Raw genomic sequence first — 20,736 nt, 5'->3', positions numbered from 1 at the left:
CGGAAGCGTCAGCCCTGGTCGAGACCCAGCAGGTCGTCCTCGGTCTCGCGGCGGACCAGCACCCGCGAGGCTCCCCCGGCCACCGCGACCACGGGCGGGCGGGGCAGCATGTTGTAGTTCGACGCCATCGAGCGCCCGTAGGCACCCGTGGCGGCGACGGCGAGCAGGTCCCCCGCACGCACGTCGGCCGGGAGGCGCACCTCGTGCACCACGATGTCGCCGGACTCGCAGTGCTTGCCCACCACCCGCGCCAGCACCGTCTCGGCCGCGGACGAGCGCCCCACGATCTCGGCGTGGTACGCCGCGCCGTACAGGGCGGGGCGGATGTTGTCGCTCATGCCGCCGTCGACGGACACGTAGGTGCGCGTGAAGTCCGCGCCGTCGTCTGCCGAGACCGTGACGGGCTTGACCGTGCCCACCGTATAGAGCGTGAGGCCCGCGGGCCCTACGATCGCTCGGCCGGGTTCGATCGAGAACCGCGGCAGGCCCGTGCCGAGCTCCTGGCAGACCCCGGCCACCGACTGCGCGATGTCCTTGGCCACGCGCTCGGGGTCGAGCGCGACGTCGCCGGGCAGGTAGGCGATGCCGTACCCGCCGCCGAGGTCGACCTCGTCCACGAGCACACCCGACCGCTCGGCCAGGTCGGCGCGCAGGCGCAGCACCACGCGGGCGGCGGCCTCGAACCCGTCCGGGTCCAGGATCTGCGAGCCGATGTGGGAGTGGATGCCGAGCAGCTTGAGCTCGGGGTGCTTGAGCACCTGCAGCAGGGCGGCCATCGCGGGGCTCTCCGCCCCGTCTGCGGCGTTGACCGACAGCCCGAACTTCTGGTCCTCGTGGGCCGTCGCGATGTACTCGTGACCGCCGGCGTGCACGCCCGTGGTCACGCGGACCATCACCGGCGCCACCACCCCGCGCTCACCCGCGAGGCGCGCGACCCGCTCGATCTCGACCAGCGAGTCCACGATGATGCGGCCGATCCCGGCGTCCAGCGCGCGCAGGATCTCGGCGTCGGACTTGTTGTTGCCGTGCAGGCCGATCTCGGCCCCGGGTACCTCGGCCCGCAGCGCGACGGCGAGCTCGCCGCTCGACGCGGTGTCAACCCGCAGCCCCTCCTCGCGCGCCCAGCGCGCGACGGCCACGGTGAGCAGCGCCTTGCCGGCGTAGTACACGTCCACGCCCGCGCCGACGGCACCGAACGCGGCCTCGAACGCCGTGCGGTAGGCGCGGGCGCGCATGCGGAAGTCGGCCTCGTCCAGCACGTAGGCGGGCGTGCCGTGCTCGGCGGCGAGGTCGCGGACGTCCACGCCGGCGACGGCCAGCGCGCCGTCCGGCAGCCGGCCGACGCCGGTGGACCAGGGCGCGCCGGTCACATCCGCTCCGGGGCGCTCACGCCCAGCAGGTCGAGCCCGTTGGCCAGGACCGTGCGGACGGCGTCGTTCAGCCACAGGCGGGCGCGGTGCGCGTCAGTGACCTCCTCGTCCGGGTACGGCGTGACGCGCAGCTTCTCGTCGTCGTTGTACCAGGAGTGGAAGTCGCCGGCGAGGGCCTCCAGGTAGCGGGCCACGCGGTGCGGCTCGCGCAGCTCGGCGGCCTGCGCCACGATCCGCGGGAACTCGGTGAGGCGGCCGATCAGCGCCGCCTCCGAGGCGTGCGAGAGCTGCGCCGGGTCGAACCCGTCCGCGCGGCGCACGCCGCGGTCCACGGCCTTCGCGCCGATCTGCACCGTGCGGCTGTGCGCGTACTGGACGTAGAAGACCGGGTTGTCGTTGGTCTGCTTGAGCATGTCCTCGCCCTGCAGCTCCAGCGGCGTGTCCGCGGGGTAGCGCGCGAGCGAGTAGCGCACGGCGTCCTTGCCGATCCAGTCGACGAGGTCGCGCAGCTCGATGATGTTGCCGGCGCGCTTGGACAGCTTGGCGCCGCCGACGTTGACGAGCTGGCCGATCAGCACCTCGATGTTCGTCTCCGGGTCGTCCCCGGCGCACGCCGCGATCGCCTTGAGCCGGTTGACGTAGCCGTGGTGGTCGGCGCCGAGCAGGTAGATCTTGCCCGGGAACCCGCGGTCCTTCTTGGACAGGTAGTACGCGGCGTCCGACGCGAAGTAGGTGGGCTCACCGTTCGCCCGGACCATCACGCGGTCCTTGTCGTCGGTGAAGTCGGTGGTGCGCAGCCAGACCGCGCCCTCCTGGTCGAAGACGTGGCCCTGCTCGCGCAGGCGCGCCACGGCCTTCTCGACGGCGCCCGAGCTGTGCAGGTCGCGCTCCGAGAACCAGACGTCGAAGTGCACGCCGAAGCTCTCCAGCACCTCGCGGATCTCGGCGAGCTGGTGCGCGTAGCCGGCCTCGCGGGCCACCGCGACGGCCTCGTCGTGCGGCAGCTCCGGCAGGTCCGGGCGGTCCGCGAGCACCTTGGCCGCGAGCTCCTTGACGTACTCGCCGCGGTAGCCGCCCTCGGGCACCTCGCCGTCCGTGGCACGCGCCAGCACGGACTCCCCGAAGCGGTCCATCTGGGCGCCCGCGTCGTTGATGTAGTACTCGGCGGTCACGTCGGCGCCGGCGGCGCGCAGGATGCGTCCCAGCGAGTCGCCCAGCGCGGCCCAGCGGGTGTGCCCGATGTGCAGGGGGCCGGTCGGGTTGGCGCTGATGAACTCCAGGTTGATCACCTGGCCGGTCAGGGCCTCGCCCCGGCCGTACGCCGCGCCGGCCTCGACGATGGTGCGGGCGAGCTCGCCCGCCACGGCGGCGTCGAGCGTGATGTTGAGGAAGCCCGGGCCGGCGACGCCGACGGACTTGATGCCCGGGGTCGCGCCCAGGCGTGCCGCCAGGTCCTCCGCGAGCGCCCGCGGCGTCGTGCCCGCCTTCTTCGCGAGCTGGAGGGCCACGTTCGTGGCCCAGTCCCCGTGCTCTCGCTGCCTGGGTCGCTCCACGTGGACCGAGGCCGGGACGGCGTCGGCGGGCAGGGCGAGTGTGCCGTCGGCGACGGCCGCGGCAAGGGCAGCGCTCAGCGCTTCGGAGAGCTCGGTGGGGGTCACGGATCGATTCTATCGGCCGGGCCGCGTCCCCCGCCCCGGTTGTCCACAGGCAGGCGACCTTCCAGCGGGGCGCTCCTTCCACGGTCGGATTGCTCGCCCGCACGGAGGGCAGCCATGACGACGGCGACCCGCGCGAGCGTCGTGCACGACGACGGACCGCCGGGCGCGAATCTCGTCACAGGTATCGATGCACACTCCGGGCCGCTCACCTGGTAGTCTCACATCGGCCGTGAGGAGAGCATCGCCTCCCCGAACATCGGTCACGCGCCTGTAGCTCAGTGGATAGAGCGTCTGCCTCCGGAGCAGAAGGTCGGGGGTTCGAATCCCTTCAGGCGCACCGACAGAAACAGGCCGCCACCAGCGCACATGCCGGTGGCGGCCTGTCTCGTTCCCCGGCGCCCTACGACACCCGTCCCCCAGGAAACACCCGGAGGCTCTTCGTCTGGCCCTCCGCCGACGCCCGTTCCCGCCAGCGCCGGTCGTGCGTGACGGTGACCACCGCTCCGGGATAGTCGTGCAGGGCGTCCTCCAGCTGCTCGACGAGCTCCGGGGCCAGGTGGTTGGTGGGTTCGTCCAGCAGCAGGACGTCGCTGGGGACCGACACCGCGAGCGCGACCTCGAAGCGCCGGCGCTGCCCGACCGAGAGGTCGGGGACCAGCATGCTGAGGTCACCGGGCGAGAAGAGCCCGAGCGCCAGCAGGGTCTCGGCGGCGTCCTCGCGGAACGCATCCGTCGCCGCCGCGAAGGCGTCCAGCAGGGTGCTCCGTGACCCCGCCGCGAGGTCCTGACGCAGCCACGACACCCGAAGATCCGGCCGGCGCCAGACCGCGCCTGCCTGCGGCACGAGCTCGCCCGCGAGCACCCGGAGCAGCGTCGTCTTGCCCGCACCGTTCGGCCCCGAGACGAGCCAGCGGTCGCCCGCGTGCAGTTCGAGCGCGTCGAGCAGGAGCCGCGGGCCGGGCCCGTCGGCGCCCAGCCTCACGGAGTCGGCCACGATCAGCAGCGGATCCGTCGCCGGACCGTCGTCCTCGACGACAGGAGCGTCGGTGAAGGACGGCGCGAAGCGCAGCGGCTCCGCCGGACGCGGAGCGGGGCGGTCGTGCAGGCGCGCGACCCGCTCCTTGGCCTGCCGGATCCGGCTCGTCGCCCCGTGGCCCCTGCTCCGCGCGCGGAAGGCACCATGACCGAACGAGGACAGTTCCTGCTTGCGCGGGATCGCGTCGAGGCGGAACGAGTTGGCTGTCACGAGTGCCTCGTTCCGGGCGAGGTCCCGGCGCCAGGCCTCGTGCTCGTCGAGCAGCCGGCGCCGCTCGGCCTCGCGCGCCGCGAGGTAGCCGGCATAACCGTTGCCGTAGCGGCGCAGGACGCCGTCCTCCACGTGCACGATGTCCGTCGCGAAGCGGTCGAGGAAGGCCCGGTCGTGCGTCACGACCACCAGGGCTCCACGATGCCGCGCGAGCTGCTCCTCCAGCCAGGCGATCCCGGCGTCGTCGAGGTCGTTGGTCGGCTCGTCGAGCAGCAGGAGCTCCGCCTCCGCGGACAGCGCCGCCGCGAGCGCCAGCCTGGCCCGCTCGCCGCCCGAGAGCGAGGCGACGGCCCGCCCGCGGTCGAGCCCGCCGAGCGAGAGCTGGTCGAGGGCGGCGTCCAGCCGCTGGTCCAGGTGGTAGCCGTCGCGTGCCTCGAAGCGCTCCATCGCCGACGACAGCCGCTCCAGGAGCAGCGGCTCCGTCTCGACCTGTGCGCGGGCGAGGCGGTCGGCGGCGTCCTGCACCTCGGCCTCGATCCCACGCGCGTCGGCGAGCAGGTGGTCGAGCGCCTGGGTGACGGTCGAGCCCGCAGGAAACTCGGGCCGCTGCTCGGCCAGCGCCAGCCCGCCCGGCAGCTCGACGAACCGCTCGCCCGTGGAGAGCGGGACGGTCCCCGCGAGGGCGCGCAGGAGGGTCGACTTGCCGGACCCGTTGTCGCCGATCACCGCGATGCGGTCGGCGGGGCCCACGGTGAGGTCGACGCCGTCGAGCACCGTGCGGTCGGCGAAGCGGACGGCGGCGCCACGGAGTGCGCAGACGCGGTGCGACGTGCCGCCGGAAGCAGGCGCACCGGTTCGGGTCGGTAGTGATCGGGTCATGGGTGGACTCCTCTCCGCGACCCGCGAGCGCTCAGGCCCGCGGATCACGGCACACGCGTTCCACAGGGGGAACGCAGATGTACGGGGACCTCGCGCCGGGGACGACGACGTCGTCGGGCGCGCGAAGGACCCACCGCGGAGAAGCTCGACGCGGCGTCCCGTACTAGCGAATCAGAGTGCCCATACCGGGGACCCTAACAAGGGCGACCCCGGCCGCCCCAGTCTTTTTCGTGCCGGGACCACGACGACGCGGCGCACCTCGACGATCTCGGGGGGTGCAATCCCGGAGCAATGCCGTAGACTCCCTGCCGCGGGGGGAGTACTTCCCAACACCGTCCCGGTCATTACGGCGTTGCTACCAGCGCCTCGGGCGGCGGCCTTGCTCAGCAAGGCGAAGGAGACCTCGGAGCCGACCTATCTTTGGAGACTCCTTGCTCGCCTCGCTGACGAGTTCTGCTGCCCCTGCCTCCGGCCTGACCACGGTGGCCACCCCCACGATGTGGGCCGTCACCATCGTCGCCGTCCTCGCCCTCGTGGTCGTCGACTTCCTCATCACCCGGCGCCCGCACGAGGTCTCGATGCGCGAGGCCCTGGGCTGGAGCGCGTTCTACATCGCCCTCCCGCTCGCGTTCGGCGGCTGGATCTGGGCCACCTTCGGATCGTCGACCGGCGTGCAGTACCTGACCGGGTATCTCGTCGAGAAGTCGCTGTCCGTGGACAACCTCTTCGTGTTCATGCTGCTGCTCAGCGCGTTCGCGGTGCCCAAGGCCCTGCAGCAGCGCGTGCTCCTGCTCGGCATCGTCGGGGCGCTGGTGCTCCGCGGCGTCTTCATCGCGCTCGGCGCGGCCGTCCTGGCCAACCTGAGCTGGGCCTTCCTGCTCTTCGGCGCGATCCTGCTGGCCACGGCGGTCAAGATCCTCCGTGACCAGGTCAAGGGCGACGACCACGCGATCGACGTCTCCGAGCTGCGGTCGGTCAAGGTGATCCGCCGCTTCATGCCCGTCACGGACGAGTACCGCGGCCCCGCGCTCTCCGTGCGCGAGGGCGGCAAGCGGATGCTCACGCCCCTGGCGGTCGTGGTCGTCGCGATCTTCGCCGCCGACGTGGTCTTCGCCGTCGACTCGGTGCCCGCCGTGTACGGCATCACCAGCGACCCGTACCTCGTGTTCGCGACGAACGCCTTCGCCCTGCTCGGCCTGCGCGCCCTGTACTTCGTGCTCCAGGGCGCCCTGAGCAAGCTGGTGCACCTCGGCTACGGCCTCGCGACGATCCTCGCCTTCATCGGCGTCAAGCTGGTGCTGCACTGGGCCCACGGCATCTGGGCCGGGGTGCCGGAGATCCCGACCCTCGCCTCGCTCGGCGTGATCATCGGCGTGCTCGTCGTCGTCACCTTCACGAGCCTCCACGCGACCCGCAACGACGACGCAGAGGCGGCCGACGTCGACAAGGCCGACGAGGCCGAGAAGTCGGACGCCGAGAAGGCCGAGCCCGGAGCGCACTGACCCGATCACCCCCCGTGTCAGACGTACAGGTCCCTCGGGTGACCTGTACGTCTGACACGTCAGGGTGGGTCCCGCGGGCTGGGCCGCCACGGCAGGCCGGCGCCGTTCCGCCGTAGAGTCCAGCCCGTCATGGACACCGCACTGGACCTCACGATCCCCGTCGTCGTCGGCGGCACGATCGCCGCGCTCCTCATGGGCCTGTCCAAGACCGGGCTGCCGCCGCTGGGCGCGCTCGGGGCGGCGCTCATCGCCTCGGTGCTCCCGCCGGTGCAGGCCGCCGGGGTCGCGCTGCCCCTGCTCATCGTGGGCGACCTGGTCGCCGTCGGCACCTACGGGCGGAACGTCCGCTGGCCCGTCCTGCGGGCCCTGCTCCCCAGCGTCACGCTCGGGCTGATCGTCGGCTTCGCCGCCCTGCGCTGGGCCCCGCCCGACGCCAGCGCCCGGATCGTCGGAGCGCTGCTGCTCCTCGCCGGGCTCGGCGACCTGGTGCGGCAGCTCGCCGCGCGCCGCGCGCGCCGTCGTCCGCCCCGTCCCGGCACTCCCCCGCCCGGCACTCCCCCGCCCGGTTCGGTGCCGGACGGTTCGGTGCCGGACGGCGACGCCGCCCCTGGCGGCACCCGCCTCCGCGACCGGGTCGCCCGCGCCGCGCTCGGCGCCACGGCCGGGGTCTCGACCATGATCGCGAACGCCGGCGGCCCGCCCATGAGCCTCTATCTGCTGCGGGCCGGGATCTCGCGCGCCGGCCTGCTCGGCACGGTCGCGCTGTTCTTCCTCACGGTGAACGTGGCCAAGCTGCCGTTCAGCGCGGGGCTGGGGCTGGTCTCCCCCGCGTCGCTGCACGTCTCGCTGGTGCTGCTCCCGGGGATGGTCGCGGGACTCCTGCTCGGCAAGCTCGTGGCCCACCGCATCTCGGGCCCCGTGTTCAGCACCTTCGTGCTGGTGGCGACCGCGGCGGCCGGCGCGCGGCTGCTGCTCACCTGACGGGCTACCGATCCGCCCCCGCCTGCCGCTAGTGTCCGGATATGCCCGACGAATCCGTCGACTTCTACCCGTCCCGAGCGCACGTCGTCACGCTCGCGCTCTCCACCCTCGCGCTGGTGGTGCTCTGCGCGATCGCGACCCGCCTCGGCTTCGACGCCGCGCAGACCAGCGGCTCGCCGGCCGCGCTGACCGTGGTGTCCGTGAGCGCGATCGGCGTGCTGGTCTTCACCGGCCTGGGCCTCATCGTGGTGCGCCGCCTGCTGCTGCCCGCGTGGCCCGTGCTCACCCTCGACGACGACGGCCTCACCGACTGGCTGCCCAACCTCGGCGTCGAGCAGGTGCTCTGGTCCGAGGTGACCGGCGTCCGCGAGACCCGGCTGGCCTTCCGGCGGGTGCTCGCCGTGGACGTCGCCGACCCGCGCGCCGTCGTCGTCCGCCAGCGGACGTTCGTCCGGCGCATCGCCGCCTCGGTGAACTCCCTCCTGGTCGGCACCCCCGTGGTCCTCAAGCCCGGGAGCATCGCGACCCGCCCGGAGGAGCTCACCGCGGCGCTGACCGAGTTCGTCGCCGGCCGGGCGCCGCACGCGAAGCCGGTTGCGTAGACTTCTGGGATCATCCGCCGAGAATCATCTGCCGAGCATGGCGAAGGACCTCTCATGAGCGACGACCTCTTCGACGAGCCGGCCGCCGACGACCCCGACCAGGGGTACGCGGACTTCGAGTTCGAGCGGCGGTTCTTCGTGCGCGACCTGCCGGCCGAGCTCAAGGACGCGCCGGCCCTCATCGTCCAGTCCTACTTCCTGGCCGACGACGGCTACGCCCTGCGCGTCCGGGTCCAGGCGGGCGACGTCGACGCCGGCATGACCGCCGACACCGATCCGGCCGAGCTGCTCCGCGCGCACGTCGCGGACATCGACTTCGCCGCGGTCACCGTCAAGGGACCCGCGGTCGGGGGCACCCGCTACGAGGCGGAGCGAGAGCTGGACCCGCGCGTCGGCGTGGAGCTGGTCCGCCGCGGCGGCGCACCGATCGTCAAGGTCCGCTACGCGGCGTGGCTCGGCGCGGACGGCTGGTCGATCGACGTCTTCGGCGGGGCCAACCACCCGCTGGTGGTGGCCGAGTGCGAGCGCTCCGGACCCGTCACCGGCCTGCAGATCCCGGACTTCTGCGTCACGGAGATCACCGACGACCGGCGGTTCTCCAACGAGTCGCTGGCCATGGAGCCCTACAGCGCGTGGGCGCCGTCGTTCGCCGCGGAGCTCGCGGACCAGGGGCCGACGTTCCGGCAGGACTTCGGGCCCAACACGCACCTGCGCCTCTGAGCGAGACGCCTCCAGGGCACCGTCAGCCCCGCCACTCGCCCTTCTCGACGACGCCGGTGACGAACTCCCAGTGCCACGGCTCGTACTTGCTGCCCCCGAGCTGCGCCCACGACGGGTTCTGCCAGCCGTACGCCGGCGCGTTGGCCCACAGCCACGAGAAGACGTCGCTGTCGCCGGTCTCCTTGGAGCACAGGTCGATCGCCAGGCCCCAGCCGTGCATGGAGGTACCAGGGGAGGCGGCGTAGTAACCGCGCGACGCCTTGAGCTCGTACTGCGTGCTCAGGTCGCGGTAGCTCGCCACGAGGCACAGCTCGCGGCCGAACGACGCGCGGAACGCCTCGTTGAGCGCACTGAGCGACATCGCGGCGTCGGGCCGGAGGTACTCCCCCGGCTGCCACAGCTCGCACAGCGAGTGGTCGGCGAGCGCGCCGTTCGTCCCGTCCACGGGGGCGTTGACGTCGCAGTTCGGCAGGGGGCTGCGGTCCAGCGAGCGGCTGGCGGCCGACTCGGGGCGCGTGAGTGCCTCGGCCCGGACGACGGAACCCGAGGTCTCCGGCCGCTCCACGGGCTGCGTCACCAGGTCGAGCACCGACGGGCCGGTGGGTGGCGCCTCGACGTCGAACGGGGACTCGCCCGGCGTGTCGGCCGCCTGCGCGAACGGCGCCGCGATGGTCGCGGCCGCGAGGGTGCCGACCACGGCGGCCCGGGAGATGAGCCGCTGCCCGGCGGGGACCGAGGACGTGGGCCGGGTCGCCCTGGGGACCGCTCCGGTGACCAGCCGGTCGAACGACGTCACCTTGCGCATCGCCTGCGTGTGCAGCTCCGCCTCGCGCCGCTCGCGGCGCGTCATGAGCACGGGCGCACTCGTCACAGCCGTGGACTCCACTCGTCCTCCGTCGTCATGGGTCCGCGGCCCCCTCGCGTTCCGTGATGTGCACGTGACATTAACCTGGGTCGGCCCGGCTGCCAAGCCCGACCTGTGGACGGCCTGTGGACGGCCGCGCCGCGCCGCCGTCAGCGACGTTGCATCGCGTCGCGCACCTCGCCCACCAGCTCCTCGAGGATGTCCTCGAGGAACACCACGCCGAGCACCTCGCCGTCCGGACCCTCGACCCGCGCCAGGTGCGAGCCCGAGCGCTGCATCACGCGCAGCGCGTCCTCGACCTCGTCGTCGGGCGCGACGGCGGCCAGGGCGCGCACGCGCCAGACGGCGACCGGCTCGAACCGGGCCGGCCCGGTGGCGTACAGGACGTCCTTGAGGTGCAGGTAGCCGACGAGCTCGTCGCCGTCCTCCCGCCGCGTCACGACGGGGAACCGGCTGAAGCCGTGCTTCGAGACGAGCCGCTCGACGTCGTCCGGCGTGCTGGTCTCGTCCACGGCCACCAGGCCGTCGACCGGCACCATGACGTCGCGCGCGGTGCGGTTGGAGAACTCGATGGCGCCCGTCAGCAGGCCCTGCTCGTCGCGCAGCACACCCTCCGCCTGGGAGTGCTCCACGATGGACTGCACCTCCTCGGCGGTGAACGCCGAGGCGACCTCGTCCTTGGGCTCCACGCCGGCGAGCCGCACCGCGTGGTTCGCGATCCAGTTCAGGCCGACGATGACGGGGCGGAGCGCCCGGCCCAGGAGCACCAGCGGCGGACCGAACCACATCACGGCCCGGTCCGGCCCGGCGACCGCCAGGTTCTTGGGCACCATCTCGCCGAGCACGACGTGCAGGTAGACGACGAGCGACAAGGCGATGACCAGCGCGATCGGGTGCGTGAGGTCCTCGCTCACGCCCACGGCGTGCAGCGGCCCCTCCAGGAGGTGCGCGATGGCGGGCTCCGCCACGATGCCCAGCCCCGTGGAGCAGACGGTCACGCCGAGCTGCGCGCAGGCCAGCATGAGCGACACGTGCTCCATGGCCCACAGGACGGTGACGGCGCGCCGGTCGCCGGCCGCGGCGAGCGGCTCGATGGCGCTGCGGCGCGCGGAGATGACGGCGAACTCGGCGCCCACGAAGAACGCGTTCCCCGCGAGCAGCACGAGGCCGACGACGAGTGCGGTGGTGGTGCTCATCGGTTCGCCCCCTTCCCGGAGCCGGTGCGGTCGAGGCCGGCGCCGTCGGGCGCGGCGTCGTCGGGCAGCGGGCGGACCCGCAGGCGCTCGACGCGCCGGCCGTCCATGGCCTCGACACGCAGGGCGACCCGGGCGTGCAGGCCCTGCGGGCCGGGCTGTCCCACCACGACCTCGTCGCCCACCACGGGGACGCGGCCCAGCTCGGCCATGACGAGGCCGCCGAGCGTCTCGTACGCGGCGCCCTCCGGGACCTCGATGCCGGTGTACTCGTCGAGCTCGTCCGGCCGGAGCACGCCCGGCACGATCCACGACCCGTCGGCGGCGCGCGAGGCGCCGGCGCGCCGGGGGTCGTGCTCGTCGGCGACGTCGCCCACCAGCTCCTCGACGACGTCCTCCAGCGTCACGACGCCGGACGTGCCGCCGTACTCGTCCACGACCACGGCCATCTGCAGCCCGAAGCCGCGCAGCTCCACGAGCAGGGGTCCCAGGCGCACCGTCTCGGGGACGCGGGGCGCGTCCACCATGAGGGCGGCCGCGGGCACCTCGGCCCGCCGGTCGTGCGGCACGCCGACGGCGCGGCGCAGGTGCACCAGACCGACGATGTCGTCGCGGTCCTCCCCGATCACGGGGAACCGCGAGTGCCCGGTGCGCCGGGCGAGCGCGACGACGTCCTCCGCCGTCGCGTCCCGCTCCACGACCGACATGCGCAAGCGGTCGGTCATGACGTCGCGCGCGCTCAGGGTGTCCAGCTCGATCGAGTTGGTCAGCAGGGTCGCCACCGACTCCTGGAGCGTGCCCTCCTCGGCGGAACGCCGCACCAGCGAGGCGAGCTCGGACGCCGAACGGGCCCCGGACAGCTCCTCGCGGGGCTCGACGCCGAGGCGGCGCAGCAGCGCGTTGGCGGAACCGTTCAGCACCGCGATCAGCGGCTTGAACGTGATGGTGAACACCCGCTGGATCGGCACCACGAGCCGCGCGGTGGCCAGCGGCGCCGACAGCGCGAAGTTCTTGGGGATCAGCTCGCCGCAGACCATGGAGAACGCGTTCACCAGGATGAGGGCCAGCACGCCGGAGAGGCCGGCGGAGACCGCGGTCGGCACGGACGTGCCGCCGAACGCGGCGGAGATCAGGGAGTTCAGCGCCGGCTGGGCCGTGTAGCCGAGCAGGATGGTGGTCAGCGTGATGCCGACCTGGGCCGAGCTCAGCTCGGTCGAGAGGTGGCGCAGCGCGGTACGCACGCTGCGGTCCCGCATGCCGTGCCCGAAGGCGGGCTGGGCGCCGGAACCGCCCCGGGCGCCGTGGCCCGGATCGGACGAGGAGGCAGACCGGGACCCGCCGGGTCTGTCTCCCTCCGAGTCGTCGGAGTCGCCGATCACGGCGGGGTCGATGGTGACGAGGGAGAACTCCCCGGCCACGAAGACGGCAGTACCGGCCGTGAGGAGGACGCCGACGGCGACCATGATCCAGTCGCCGGTCATCTCGCCCTCCGGAGGGCACTGCGGGGGGCCTGATTCGTCCAGGGTTCTCGGTCTGGATATCGCTCGATCATCGTGCGATAGATCGTAGCGGGAACAGGGCGCGGAGCGCCTCGGGGTCCGACTCTCAGGCTGGCTTCAGTGTCTTATCAGGCAGGTACGGGCATGATTGACCTATGTCATCTGGTACTCCCCAGCCGTCTGGGGCCCCGCAGCAGCCCGGCGCGGCGTCGGCCGCCACCTCGACCGGTCAGCAGAGCGCGACCGTTCTCGTGGTGGAGGACGAGCCCACGATCGCCACCGCGATCGCCCAGCGGTTGTCCGCCGAGGGCTGGCGCGTCGAGGTCGCGCGCGACGGCCTGTCCGGCGTCGACGCCGCCTCCCGGCTGCGCCCCGACCTCGTGGTGCTCGACGTGATGCTCCCGGGCATCGACGGGCTCGAGGTCACACGCCGTATCCAGGCGGAGCACCCCACCCCGATCCTCATGCTCACCGCGCGCGACGACGAGACCGACATGCTGGTCGGCCTGGGTGTGGGCGCCGACGACTACATGACCAAGCCGTTCTCCATGCGCGAGCTGGTCGCCCGGATCAAGGCGCTGCTGCGGCGGGTCGACCGCGCGGCGCAGGCCGCCGCGACCACGCCCGCGGACCCGCCCATGACGATGGGCGACGTGACGGTGGACCGCGCCCAGCGCCGCGTCTACCGCGGTGGCGAGGAAGTGCACCTGACCCCCACGGAGTTCGAGCTCCTCGTCATGCTCGCCGGCTCCCCGAAGACCGTGCTCACGCGCGAACGGCTGCTCGCCGAGGTCTGGGACTGGGCCGACGCCAGCGGCACCCGCACCGTCGACTCCCACATCAAGGCGCTGCGGCGCAAGCTCGGCCCGGACCTGATCCGGACCGTCCACGGCGTCGGGTACGCGTTCGAGCCGCCCGCCAACCAGTGACGCAGGTGTCGTTCCGATGAGACCGCACGTGCCCCGCGTCCCCGACGTGCGTCCGCTCGACCCCCTGCGCTCGCTCAAGATCAAGCTCGGCGTGCTCGTCGCGGCCACCGTGACGGCCGCGGTGCTCATCACCTGGCTCGGCCTCCAGGCGTCCCTGGGGCCGAGCCGCACCTTCCCCCTCGCGATCATCCTGTCGCTGCTGGTCACCCAGATCCTGGCCCGCGGCATGACGTCGCCGCTGCGGGAGATCACCGAGGCGGTCCAGGCCATGGCCGACGGCGACTACACCCGCCGGGTGCGCGCGACGAGCAGCGACGAGGTGGGTCAGCTCGCGCACGCCTTCAACCGGATGGCGGAGGACCTCGCCTCGGTGGAGCAGACCCGCCGCGACCTCATCGCGAACGTGTCGCACGAGCTGCGCACGCCCGTCGCCGCGCTCCAGGCGCAGCTCGAGAACATGGTCGACGGCGTGGTGCAGCCCACCCCGGCCGCGCTGGAGCAGGCCCACGCCCAGACCGAGCGGCTGACGCGGCTCGTCACCTACCTGCTGGACCTCTCCCGGATCGAGGCGGGGGCCTCGGCCCTGAACGTCGGCGAGATCGCCGTGGGCGACTTCCTGGAGCACTGCGCCGAGGACCTCCAGATGGTCGACGCCGCCAAGGACCTGCACTACGTCGTGGACGTCACCCCGGAGGACCTGACCATCGAGGGCGACGCGGAGCGGCTGCACCAGGTGGTCATCAACCTGCTGCAGAACGCCATCCGGCACTCGCCGCAGGGCGGCGTCGTCCGCCTGGACGCGTACCCGGTCGACGGCACGGAGGGGTCGGACATCGTGCTGGAGGTGAGCGACGAGGGGCCCGGCATCGCCGCCGCCGACCGCGAGCGGATCTTCCAGCGGTTCGTCCGCGGCACCGGGTCGACCGGCGCGCAGCGCGGGGACGCGGGGCGCGGCGACGGCGGCCGGAGCGTCAGCCGGCGCGGCGGCCGGAACCGGGGCGACAAGAACCGGGCCGGCACCGTCGACGAGTCCATGGTCGACACGATGACCGGCGTCGGCGGCACGGTCGCGTCGGGCACCGTCGGGTCGAGCGGCGGCACCGGGATCGGCCTCGCGATCGTCCGCTGGGCGGTCGAGCTGCACGGCGGGCACGTCGAGGTGGTGGACTCCGACCGGGGCGCCACGATGCGCGTCACCCTCCCCGCGCGGGCTCACCCGGCACCGGGCGTCACGACGACCCACACGGTCTGAGGGCCGGGGGGCGGCGTCCGGTGTCCGGCGTCCGGTGAGAAACCCAGCAGCCTAGGGCTGCGCGGGGCCGGAACGTGAGACGGAGTCCCGTGATTTCTGTCACAGACGCCAAAGATTGTCCGTGCCGGGCGAAACCCCGTAACACCACGTTGGCGACTTCGAGGCCGAATGTTGCCCTGGTTTTGCTCTGGGTGCGAGAAACATGACGAACCTACTTCTTTGGCACCGGACCCGCCCGCAACACCCGCGGGATCACGCCCCCCGCGGAGCGCGAAGGGCCTACCCTTGGAGGGTCCGAAAACCATTCGGGCTGTGCGCGCTGTGACCCCTGTGCGGCGCGCGACGAACGCAACTGTGGTGAAGGTGGGCGATCCGCGCGTGTCCCCTAAGGCTGGTTCAGAGTCGATCAGCGTGGCGAGCTCGTCATTCGGAGCCAACGAATGGCTTGTGGACGAGCTCTACCAGCAGTACCTGAAGGACAAGAACGCGGTGGACCCCGCGTGGTGGGACTTCTTCGCCGACTACACGCCGGGCGAGAACGGCTCCACCAAGGACGGCGCCACGGCGCCCGCCCCGGCCTCGCCGGCACCGACCGCGGCGCCTACGGCCGCCCCCGCGGCGTCCGCCCCGGCTGCGGCTCCCGCCGCGACGCCCGCGCCCGAGGCGCCCGCGCAGAACGCCGGACCGGTGACCGGCGGAACCGCCGCCGCCGAGGCCGAGCAGCCGGTGCGTGAGAAGGCCCTGCCGGCCGACCCGAAGGTCAATCCGGCCAGCCCGATCGCCACGCCGCCCACCACGCACTACGCGGACACGTTCGAGCGCCCCGTGGCGCACCCGGACGCCGTCGACGACATCCAGAAGCTGCGCGGCCCCGCCGCGCGCGTGGTCACGAACATGGAGGCCTCGCTGGAGGTCCCCACCGCCACCTCGGTGCGCGCCGTGCCCGCCAAGCTGATGGTCGACAACCGCATCGTCATCAACAACCACCTCAAGCGCGGACGCGGCGGCAAGATCTCGTTCACGCACCTCATCGGCTTCGCGCTGGTCGAGGCGCTGGCCGACATGCCCGTCATGAACGCGCACTACGAGCAGGTCGACGGCAAGCCGGGCGTGAACCAGCCGGCGCACGTGGGCTTCGGCCTCGCGATCGACCTGGCCAAGCCGGACGGCTCGCGCCAGCTCCTGGTGCCCAGCATCAAGAAGGCCGAGGAGCTCGACTTCGCCGAGTTCTGGGCGGCCTACGAGGAGCTGGTCCGCAAGGCCCGCAACAACAAGCTCGGTGTGCCCGACTTCCAGGGCACCACGATCTCGCTGACCAACCCGGGCGGCATCGGCACCGTGCACTCGGTGCCGCGGCTCATGCAGGGTCAGGGCACCATCATCGGCGTCGGCGCCATGGACTACCCGGCGGAGTTCGCCGGCGCGTCCGAGGAGCAGCTCGCCCGGATGGGCATCTCGAAGGTCATGACGGTCACGTCGACCTACGACCACCGCATCATCCAGGGCGCCCAGTCCGGCGAGTTCCTGAAGATCATCTCGAACAAGCTGCTCGGCCTGGACGGCTTCTACGACCGCGTGTTCGCGGCGCTGCGCGTCCCGTACGAGCCCGTCCGCTGGGTGCGCGACAACACGGTCGACGCCGACGTCGAGGCCGCCAAGCCGGCCAAGATCGCCGAGGTCGTGCAGGCGTACCGCTCGCGCGGCCACCTCATGGCCGACACCGACCCGCTGGCCTACCGCCAGCGCAAGCACCCGGACCTGGACATCCAGACCCACGGCCTGACGCTGTGGGACCTGGACCGCACGTTCCCGACGGCGGGCTTCGGCCCCAAGCCGAAGGCGACCCTGCGCGACATCCTCGGCCTGCTGCGCGACTCGTACTGCCGCACCATCGGCATCGAGTACATGCACATCGCCGACCCGGTGCAGCGCAAGTGGCTCCAGGAGCGCCTGGAGGCCGGCTACGCCAAGACGCCGCGCGAGGACCAGCTGCGCATCCTGCGCCGCCTGAACTCCGCCGAGGCCTTCGAAACGTTCCTGCAGACCAAGTTCGTGGGGCAGAAGCGCTTCTCGCTGGAGGGCGGCGAGTCCCTGATCCCGCTGCTCGACGCGATCCTCTCGCGCGCCGCCGAGGGCGGCCTCGACGAGGTCGGCATCGGCATGGCTCACCGTGGCCGCCTCAACGTGCTGGCGAACATCGCGGGCAAGAGCTACGGCCAGATCTTCAAGGAGTTCGAGGGCCAGCTCGACCCCAAGAGCGTCCAGGGCTCCGGTGACGTGAAGTACCACCTCGGCACCGAGGGCACGTTCACCTCCGAGTCGGGCGCCACCACGCGCGTCTACCTCGCGGCCAACCCGTCGCACCTGGAGGCCGTGGACCCGGTGCTCGAGGGCATCGTCCGCGCCAAGCAGGACCGCATCGACCTCGGCGGCGACGGCTTCTCCGTCCTGCCGATCCTCGTGCACGGCGACGCGGCCTTCGCCGGTCAGGGCGTGGTCCCCGAGGTGCTGAACCTGTCGCAGCTGCGCGGGTACCGCACCGGCGGCACCATCCACGTGGTCGTGAACAACCAGGTGGGCTTCACCACCGGCCCGACGGCGTCGCGGTCGACCACCTACGCGACCGACGTCGCCAAGGGCTACCAGGTCCCCGTCATGCACGTGAACGGTGACGACCCCGAGGCCGTCGTCCGCACGGCGGAGCTCGCCTTCGCCTTCCGCGAGCAGTTCGGCCAGGACGTCATCATCGACCTCATCTGCTACCGCCGCCGCGGGCACAACGAGGGCGACGACCCGTCGATGACGCAGCCGCTCATGTACAACCTCATCGAGACCAAGCGCTCGGTGCGCAAGCTGTACACCGAGAACCTGGTCGCGCGCGGTGACATCACCGTCGAGGAGGCCGAGCACGCGCTGCAGGACTACCAGTCGCAGCTCGAGCGGGTCTTCACCGAGACCAAGTCCGGCTTCACGCCCGCCCCGGAGACGGAGCACCTCGCGGGCCTGGAGCGCCCGGAGTCGCAGCGCGAGGACGCCGGCACGATGGTCGGCTGGCAGACGGCGGTCTCGCACGACGCGCTGCAGCGGGTCGGCGACGTGCACACCACGCCGCCGGAGGGCTTCACGGTCCACCCGAAGCTGGCCCAGCTGCTGGAGAAGCGCCAGCTCATGGCGAAGGAAGGCGGCATCGACTGGGGCTTCGGCGAGCTCGCGGCCTTCGGCACGCTGCTCGCGGAGGGCACCCCGGTGCGCCTCGCCGGCCAGGACTCGCGGCGCGGCACGTTCGTGCAGCGGCACGCGGTGCTCCACGACCGCGAGACCGGTGCCGAGTGGACCCCGCTGCTGTACCTGTCGGGCGACCAGGCCAAGTTCTGGGTCTACGACTCCTCGCTGTCGGAGTACGCGGCTCTCGGTTTCGAGTACGGCTATTCGGTCGAGCGCCCGGACGCCCTGGTGCTCTGGGAGGCGCAGTTCGGCGACTTCGTCAACGGCGCCCAGACGGTGATCGACGAGTTCATCTCGTCCGCCGAGCAGAAGTGGGGCCAGTCGTCGTCGGTGGTCATGCTGCTGCCGCACGGGTACGAGGGCCAGGGGCCCGACCACTCGTCGGCCCGCATCGAGCGGTTCCTGCAGCTCGGCGCCGAGGACAACATCACCATCGCGCAGCCGTCCACGCCGGCGTCGTACTTCCACCTGCTGCGCCGCCAGGCCTACGCCCGCCCGCGCCGTCCGCTGGTGGTGTTCACGCCCAAGCAGCTGCTGCGCCTCAAGGCGGCGGCGTCCGCGGTGGAGGACTTCACCTCGGGCACGTTCCGGGAGGTCATCCCGGACGCGACGGCGGACACCGCCAAGGTCGACCGCGTGCTCCTGTGCACCGGCCGCGTGTACTACGACCTGCTCGCCGAGCGCACCAAGCGCGGCGACGAGGGCGTGGCCATCGTCCGCCTGGAGCAGCTCTACCCGTTCCCGGAGGCGCAGATCCGCGCGGAGCTCGCCAAGTACGGCGACGCCGAGGTGGTCTGGGTCCAGGACGAGCCGCAGAACCAGGGCGCGTGGGGCTTCATCCACCTGGCGCTCCCGCTGGACGTGCCGTACGTCAAGGTGGTCTCGCGCCCGGCGTCGGCCTCGACGGCCGCCGGTACGGCGAAGCTGCACCAGGCCCAGCAGAAGACCCTGCTGGAGCAGGCCTTCGCCCGCGGCTGACGCGCGGCTGACCGCAGCGGGAGAGGCGGGCGTCCCCACCGGGGGCGCCCGCCGCTCCCGTATTTCCCGGGCCGACGCCGCCCACGGCCCGTACGCTGGCGTGATGCCGGACGCAGCCTTCAAGGACCTGGTGATCGACGCCACCGACGGGCCCGTGCTCGCCGCCTTCTGGTCGGCCGCGCTCGGCCTACGGTCCGCCCCGGCCGGTGACTCCTCGGCGGCGGACTTCGTGCTGACCGGCGACGTGCCGGAGCACCGGGTCTGGATCAACCAGGTGCCCGAGCCCCGCACCGTGAAGCAGCGGGTGCACCTGGACCTGCACGCCACGGTCGAGGAGCTGGCGCGGCTGGGCGCCACGCCGGCGGAGGAGTACGCGGACGCCGAGGGGGACGGCTGGACCGTGCTGCGCGATCCCGAAGGCGGGGAGCTCTGCGCGTTCCCGGACCGGGCCTCGGACGTCGGCCCCTACCGTCTCTACGCGCTGGTCGTGGACTGCGCGGACGCCGCGGCGGCGAGCGCCTGGTGGGGCGAGCGGCTCGGGCTGGAGCCGCAGCGGTACGCCGACCGGCCGTCGTGGTACCGGCTGGAACCGGCTGCCGGACTGCCCTGGCTCATGCTCTTCATCCCGGTGCCCGAGCCCAAGACGGTCAAGAACCGGATCCACTGGGACGTCTGGGGCGAGACGGAGCGCTTCCTCGCGGCCGGGGCGACTCTGCTCACCGGCCGCGACGACTCACCTGACCCGCACGTCTTCTGGGACGTGCTGGCCGACCCGGAGGGCAACGAGTTCTGCGTGTTCCGCCCGGACCAGGACTGACCCGGCCCGGGCGAGAGCGTCACCACCGGTCGTGGACGTGCTCCTTGATCAGCTCGTCGTAGATCTCCCGCACGCCCGACATGAACAGCGGGCCCAGCGTCGCGGCGTCGCCCGCGGCCGCGTTGGCCCGGGCCTGCTCCACGTTGCGCGCGCCCGGGATGACGGACGAGACGCCCGGCTGCTGCCACACCCAGGCGATGGCGGCCTGGGCCGGCGTGAGGCTGTCGCCCAGGATCTCCCGGGACAGCTCGGTGAACCGGGCCGCCGCCTCCAGGCCCACCTCGTAGGGCACGCCCGAGAACGTCTCGCCGACGTCGAAGGCGGCGCCGTCCCGGTTGAAGCTGCGGTGGTCGTTCTCCGCGAACACCGTGTCCTTGGTGTACTTGCCGGAGAGCAGCCCGGAGGCGAGCGGCACGCGCGCGACGATGCCGACGCCCGCGGCGGACGCGGCGGGCAGCACCTCGTCGAGCGGCTTGAGCCGGAACGCGTTGAGGATGATCTGTACGGTGGCGACGTTCGGCCGCGCGATGGCCTCCAGGGCCTCCGTGGTCTTCTCGACGCTCACGCCGTACGCCGCGATCACGCCGTCGGACACGAGCTCGTCGAGCGCGTCGTACACGGCATCCGTCGAGTAGACGGCCGTGGGCGGGCAGTGCAGCTGCACCAGGTCCAGGCGGTCGACACCGAGGTTCTGCCGGGAGCGGTCGGTCCACTCGCGGAAGTGCTCCAGCACGTAGTTCTCCGGCACCTGGTCCATGCGCCGGCCCATCTTCGTGGCCACGGTGATCCCGGCCTCGGGGTGCTCCTTGAGGAACGCGCCGATCACCTGCTCGCTGCGGCCGTCGCCGTAGGTGTCCGCCGTGTCGAAGAAGGTCACCCCGGCCTCGAGCGAGGCCTCGAGAACGGCGTGGGCGTCGCTCTCGCTGACCTCTCCCCAGTCAGCGCCGAGCTGCCAGGTGCCCAGGCCCACGGCCGATACGAGCCGACCAGTCCGTCCGAGTACCTGCTGTTCCATGGTTC

The 20,736-nt window shown here is 72.5% G+C and carries 15 protein-coding genes and 1 tRNA gene; 9 read left to right on the top strand and 7 right to left on the bottom strand.

The genetic code is table 11. The annotated features are described in order from the left end of the window. Window positions 1-8 precede the first annotated feature (8 nt). Both lysA and argS read right to left on the bottom strand, forming a co-directional pair. A complete protein-coding gene (lysA, locus tag ACH45N_RS06740) occupies window positions 9-1,370 on the bottom strand; it encodes a diaminopimelate decarboxylase (RefSeq protein WP_397392355.1) in 1,362 nt (453 codons plus the stop codon). Then, on the bottom strand, window positions 1,367-3,028 hold the full coding sequence (gene argS, locus ACH45N_RS06735; protein WP_397392353.1) for an arginine--tRNA ligase: 1,662 nt from the start codon (window positions 3,026-3,028) through the stop codon (window positions 1,367-1,369). Before argS ends, lysA begins: the two co-directional genes overlap by 4 nt. A gap of 264 nt (window positions 3,029-3,292) precedes the next feature. Between argS and ACH45N_RS06730 the strand changes: the two genes are divergently transcribed. Continuing rightward, window positions 3,293-3,365: transfer RNA gene (locus tag ACH45N_RS06730), tRNA-Arg, on the top strand. Between the two features lie 63 nt (window positions 3,366-3,428). Here ACH45N_RS06730 and ACH45N_RS06725 read toward each other — a convergent pair. Further along, entirely contained in the window at window positions 3,429-5,153 is a 1,725-nt protein-coding gene (locus ACH45N_RS06725; RefSeq protein WP_397392351.1) for an ABC-F family ATP-binding cassette domain-containing protein, read from the bottom strand. A gap of 497 nt (window positions 5,154-5,650) precedes the next feature. Here ACH45N_RS06725 and ACH45N_RS06720 point away from each other — a divergent pair, with 497 nt between their 5' ends. The 4 genes from ACH45N_RS06720 (at window position 5,651) to ACH45N_RS06705 (ending at window position 8,958) form a co-directional block, all read left to right on the top strand. Next, window positions 5,651-6,655, top strand: coding sequence for a TerC/Alx family metal homeostasis membrane protein (locus ACH45N_RS06720; RefSeq protein WP_397393807.1), 1,005 nt, complete (start codon window positions 5,651-5,653; stop codon window positions 6,653-6,655). Window positions 6,656-6,784: 129 nt separating this feature from the next. Further along, complete coding sequence (locus ACH45N_RS06715) at window positions 6,785-7,636, top strand: TSUP family transporter (protein WP_397392349.1); 852 nt, start codon at window positions 6,785-6,787, stop codon at window positions 7,634-7,636. A gap of 41 nt (window positions 7,637-7,677) precedes the next feature. After that, window positions 7,678-8,238 carry an STM3941 family protein gene (locus tag ACH45N_RS06710; protein ID WP_397392347.1) on the top strand — a complete coding sequence of 187 codons (561 nt, stop codon included), beginning with the start codon at window positions 7,678-7,680 and terminating at the stop codon, window positions 8,236-8,238. A gap of 54 nt (window positions 8,239-8,292) precedes the next feature. After that, window positions 8,293-8,958, top strand: coding sequence for a CYTH domain-containing protein (locus ACH45N_RS06705; protein WP_397392345.1), 666 nt, complete (start codon window positions 8,293-8,295; stop codon window positions 8,956-8,958). 22 nt (window positions 8,959-8,980) lie between these two features. On the opposite strand, the gene ACH45N_RS06700 is transcribed toward ACH45N_RS06705, so the two are convergent. The 3 genes from ACH45N_RS06700 to ACH45N_RS06690 form a co-directional block, all read right to left on the bottom strand. Then, window positions 8,981-9,844 carry a M15 family metallopeptidase gene (locus ACH45N_RS06700; RefSeq protein WP_397392343.1) on the bottom strand — a complete coding sequence of 288 codons (864 nt, stop codon included), beginning with the start codon at window positions 9,842-9,844 and terminating at the stop codon, window positions 8,981-8,983. 128 nt (window positions 9,845-9,972) lie between these two features. Then, window positions 9,973-11,019, bottom strand: a complete 1,047-nt coding sequence (locus ACH45N_RS06695) for a hemolysin family protein (protein ID WP_397392341.1) — start codon at window positions 11,017-11,019, stop codon at window positions 9,973-9,975. Continuing rightward, the gene (locus ACH45N_RS06690; protein ID WP_397392339.1) at window positions 11,016-12,497 is read right to left on the bottom strand and encodes a hemolysin family protein; all 1,482 of its coding nucleotides are present in this window, start codon (window positions 12,495-12,497) and stop codon (window positions 11,016-11,018) included. Before ACH45N_RS06690 ends, ACH45N_RS06695 begins: the two co-directional genes overlap by 4 nt. Window positions 12,498-12,670: 173 nt before the next feature. On the opposite strand from ACH45N_RS06690, the gene ACH45N_RS06685 reads away from it, so the two are divergent. From ACH45N_RS06685 to ACH45N_RS06670, 4 genes are all read left to right on the top strand, one after another. Further along, window positions 12,671-13,444 (top strand): response regulator transcription factor, encoded by a 774-nt coding sequence (locus ACH45N_RS06685; RefSeq protein ID WP_397392337.1) that lies wholly within the window; start codon window positions 12,671-12,673, stop codon window positions 13,442-13,444. A gap of 16 nt (window positions 13,445-13,460) precedes the next feature. Next, on the top strand, window positions 13,461-14,696 hold the full coding sequence (locus tag ACH45N_RS06680; RefSeq protein WP_397392335.1) for a sensor histidine kinase: 1,236 nt from the start codon (window positions 13,461-13,463) through the stop codon (window positions 14,694-14,696). 378 nt (window positions 14,697-15,074) lie between these two features. Beyond that, the gene (locus ACH45N_RS06675) at window positions 15,075-18,899 is read left to right on the top strand and encodes a multifunctional oxoglutarate decarboxylase/oxoglutarate dehydrogenase thiamine pyrophosphate-binding subunit/dihydrolipoyllysine-residue succinyltransferase subunit (RefSeq protein ID WP_397392333.1); all 3,825 of its coding nucleotides are present in this window, start codon (window positions 15,075-15,077) and stop codon (window positions 18,897-18,899) included. Window positions 18,900-19,002: 103 nt separating this feature from the next. Then, window positions 19,003-19,716 carry a VOC family protein gene (locus ACH45N_RS06670; RefSeq protein WP_397392331.1) on the top strand — a complete coding sequence of 238 codons (714 nt, stop codon included), beginning with the start codon at window positions 19,003-19,005 and terminating at the stop codon, window positions 19,714-19,716. A gap of 19 nt (window positions 19,717-19,735) precedes the next feature. On the opposite strand, the gene ACH45N_RS06665 is transcribed toward ACH45N_RS06670, so the two are convergent. Next, window positions 19,736-20,731 carry an aldo/keto reductase gene (locus tag ACH45N_RS06665; protein WP_397392329.1) on the bottom strand — a complete coding sequence of 332 codons (996 nt, stop codon included), beginning with the start codon at window positions 20,729-20,731 and terminating at the stop codon, window positions 19,736-19,738. Window positions 20,732-20,736: the final 5 nt, after the last annotated feature.

The sequence above is a fragment of the Promicromonospora sp. NPDC019610 genome (assembly GCF_044389365.1).
Taxonomy (GTDB): Bacteria; Actinomycetota; Actinomycetes; order Actinomycetales; family Cellulomonadaceae; genus Promicromonospora.
The sequence above is the reverse complement of the archived record's forward strand: the minus strand, read 5'-3'. Positions and strand labels throughout refer to the sequence as shown.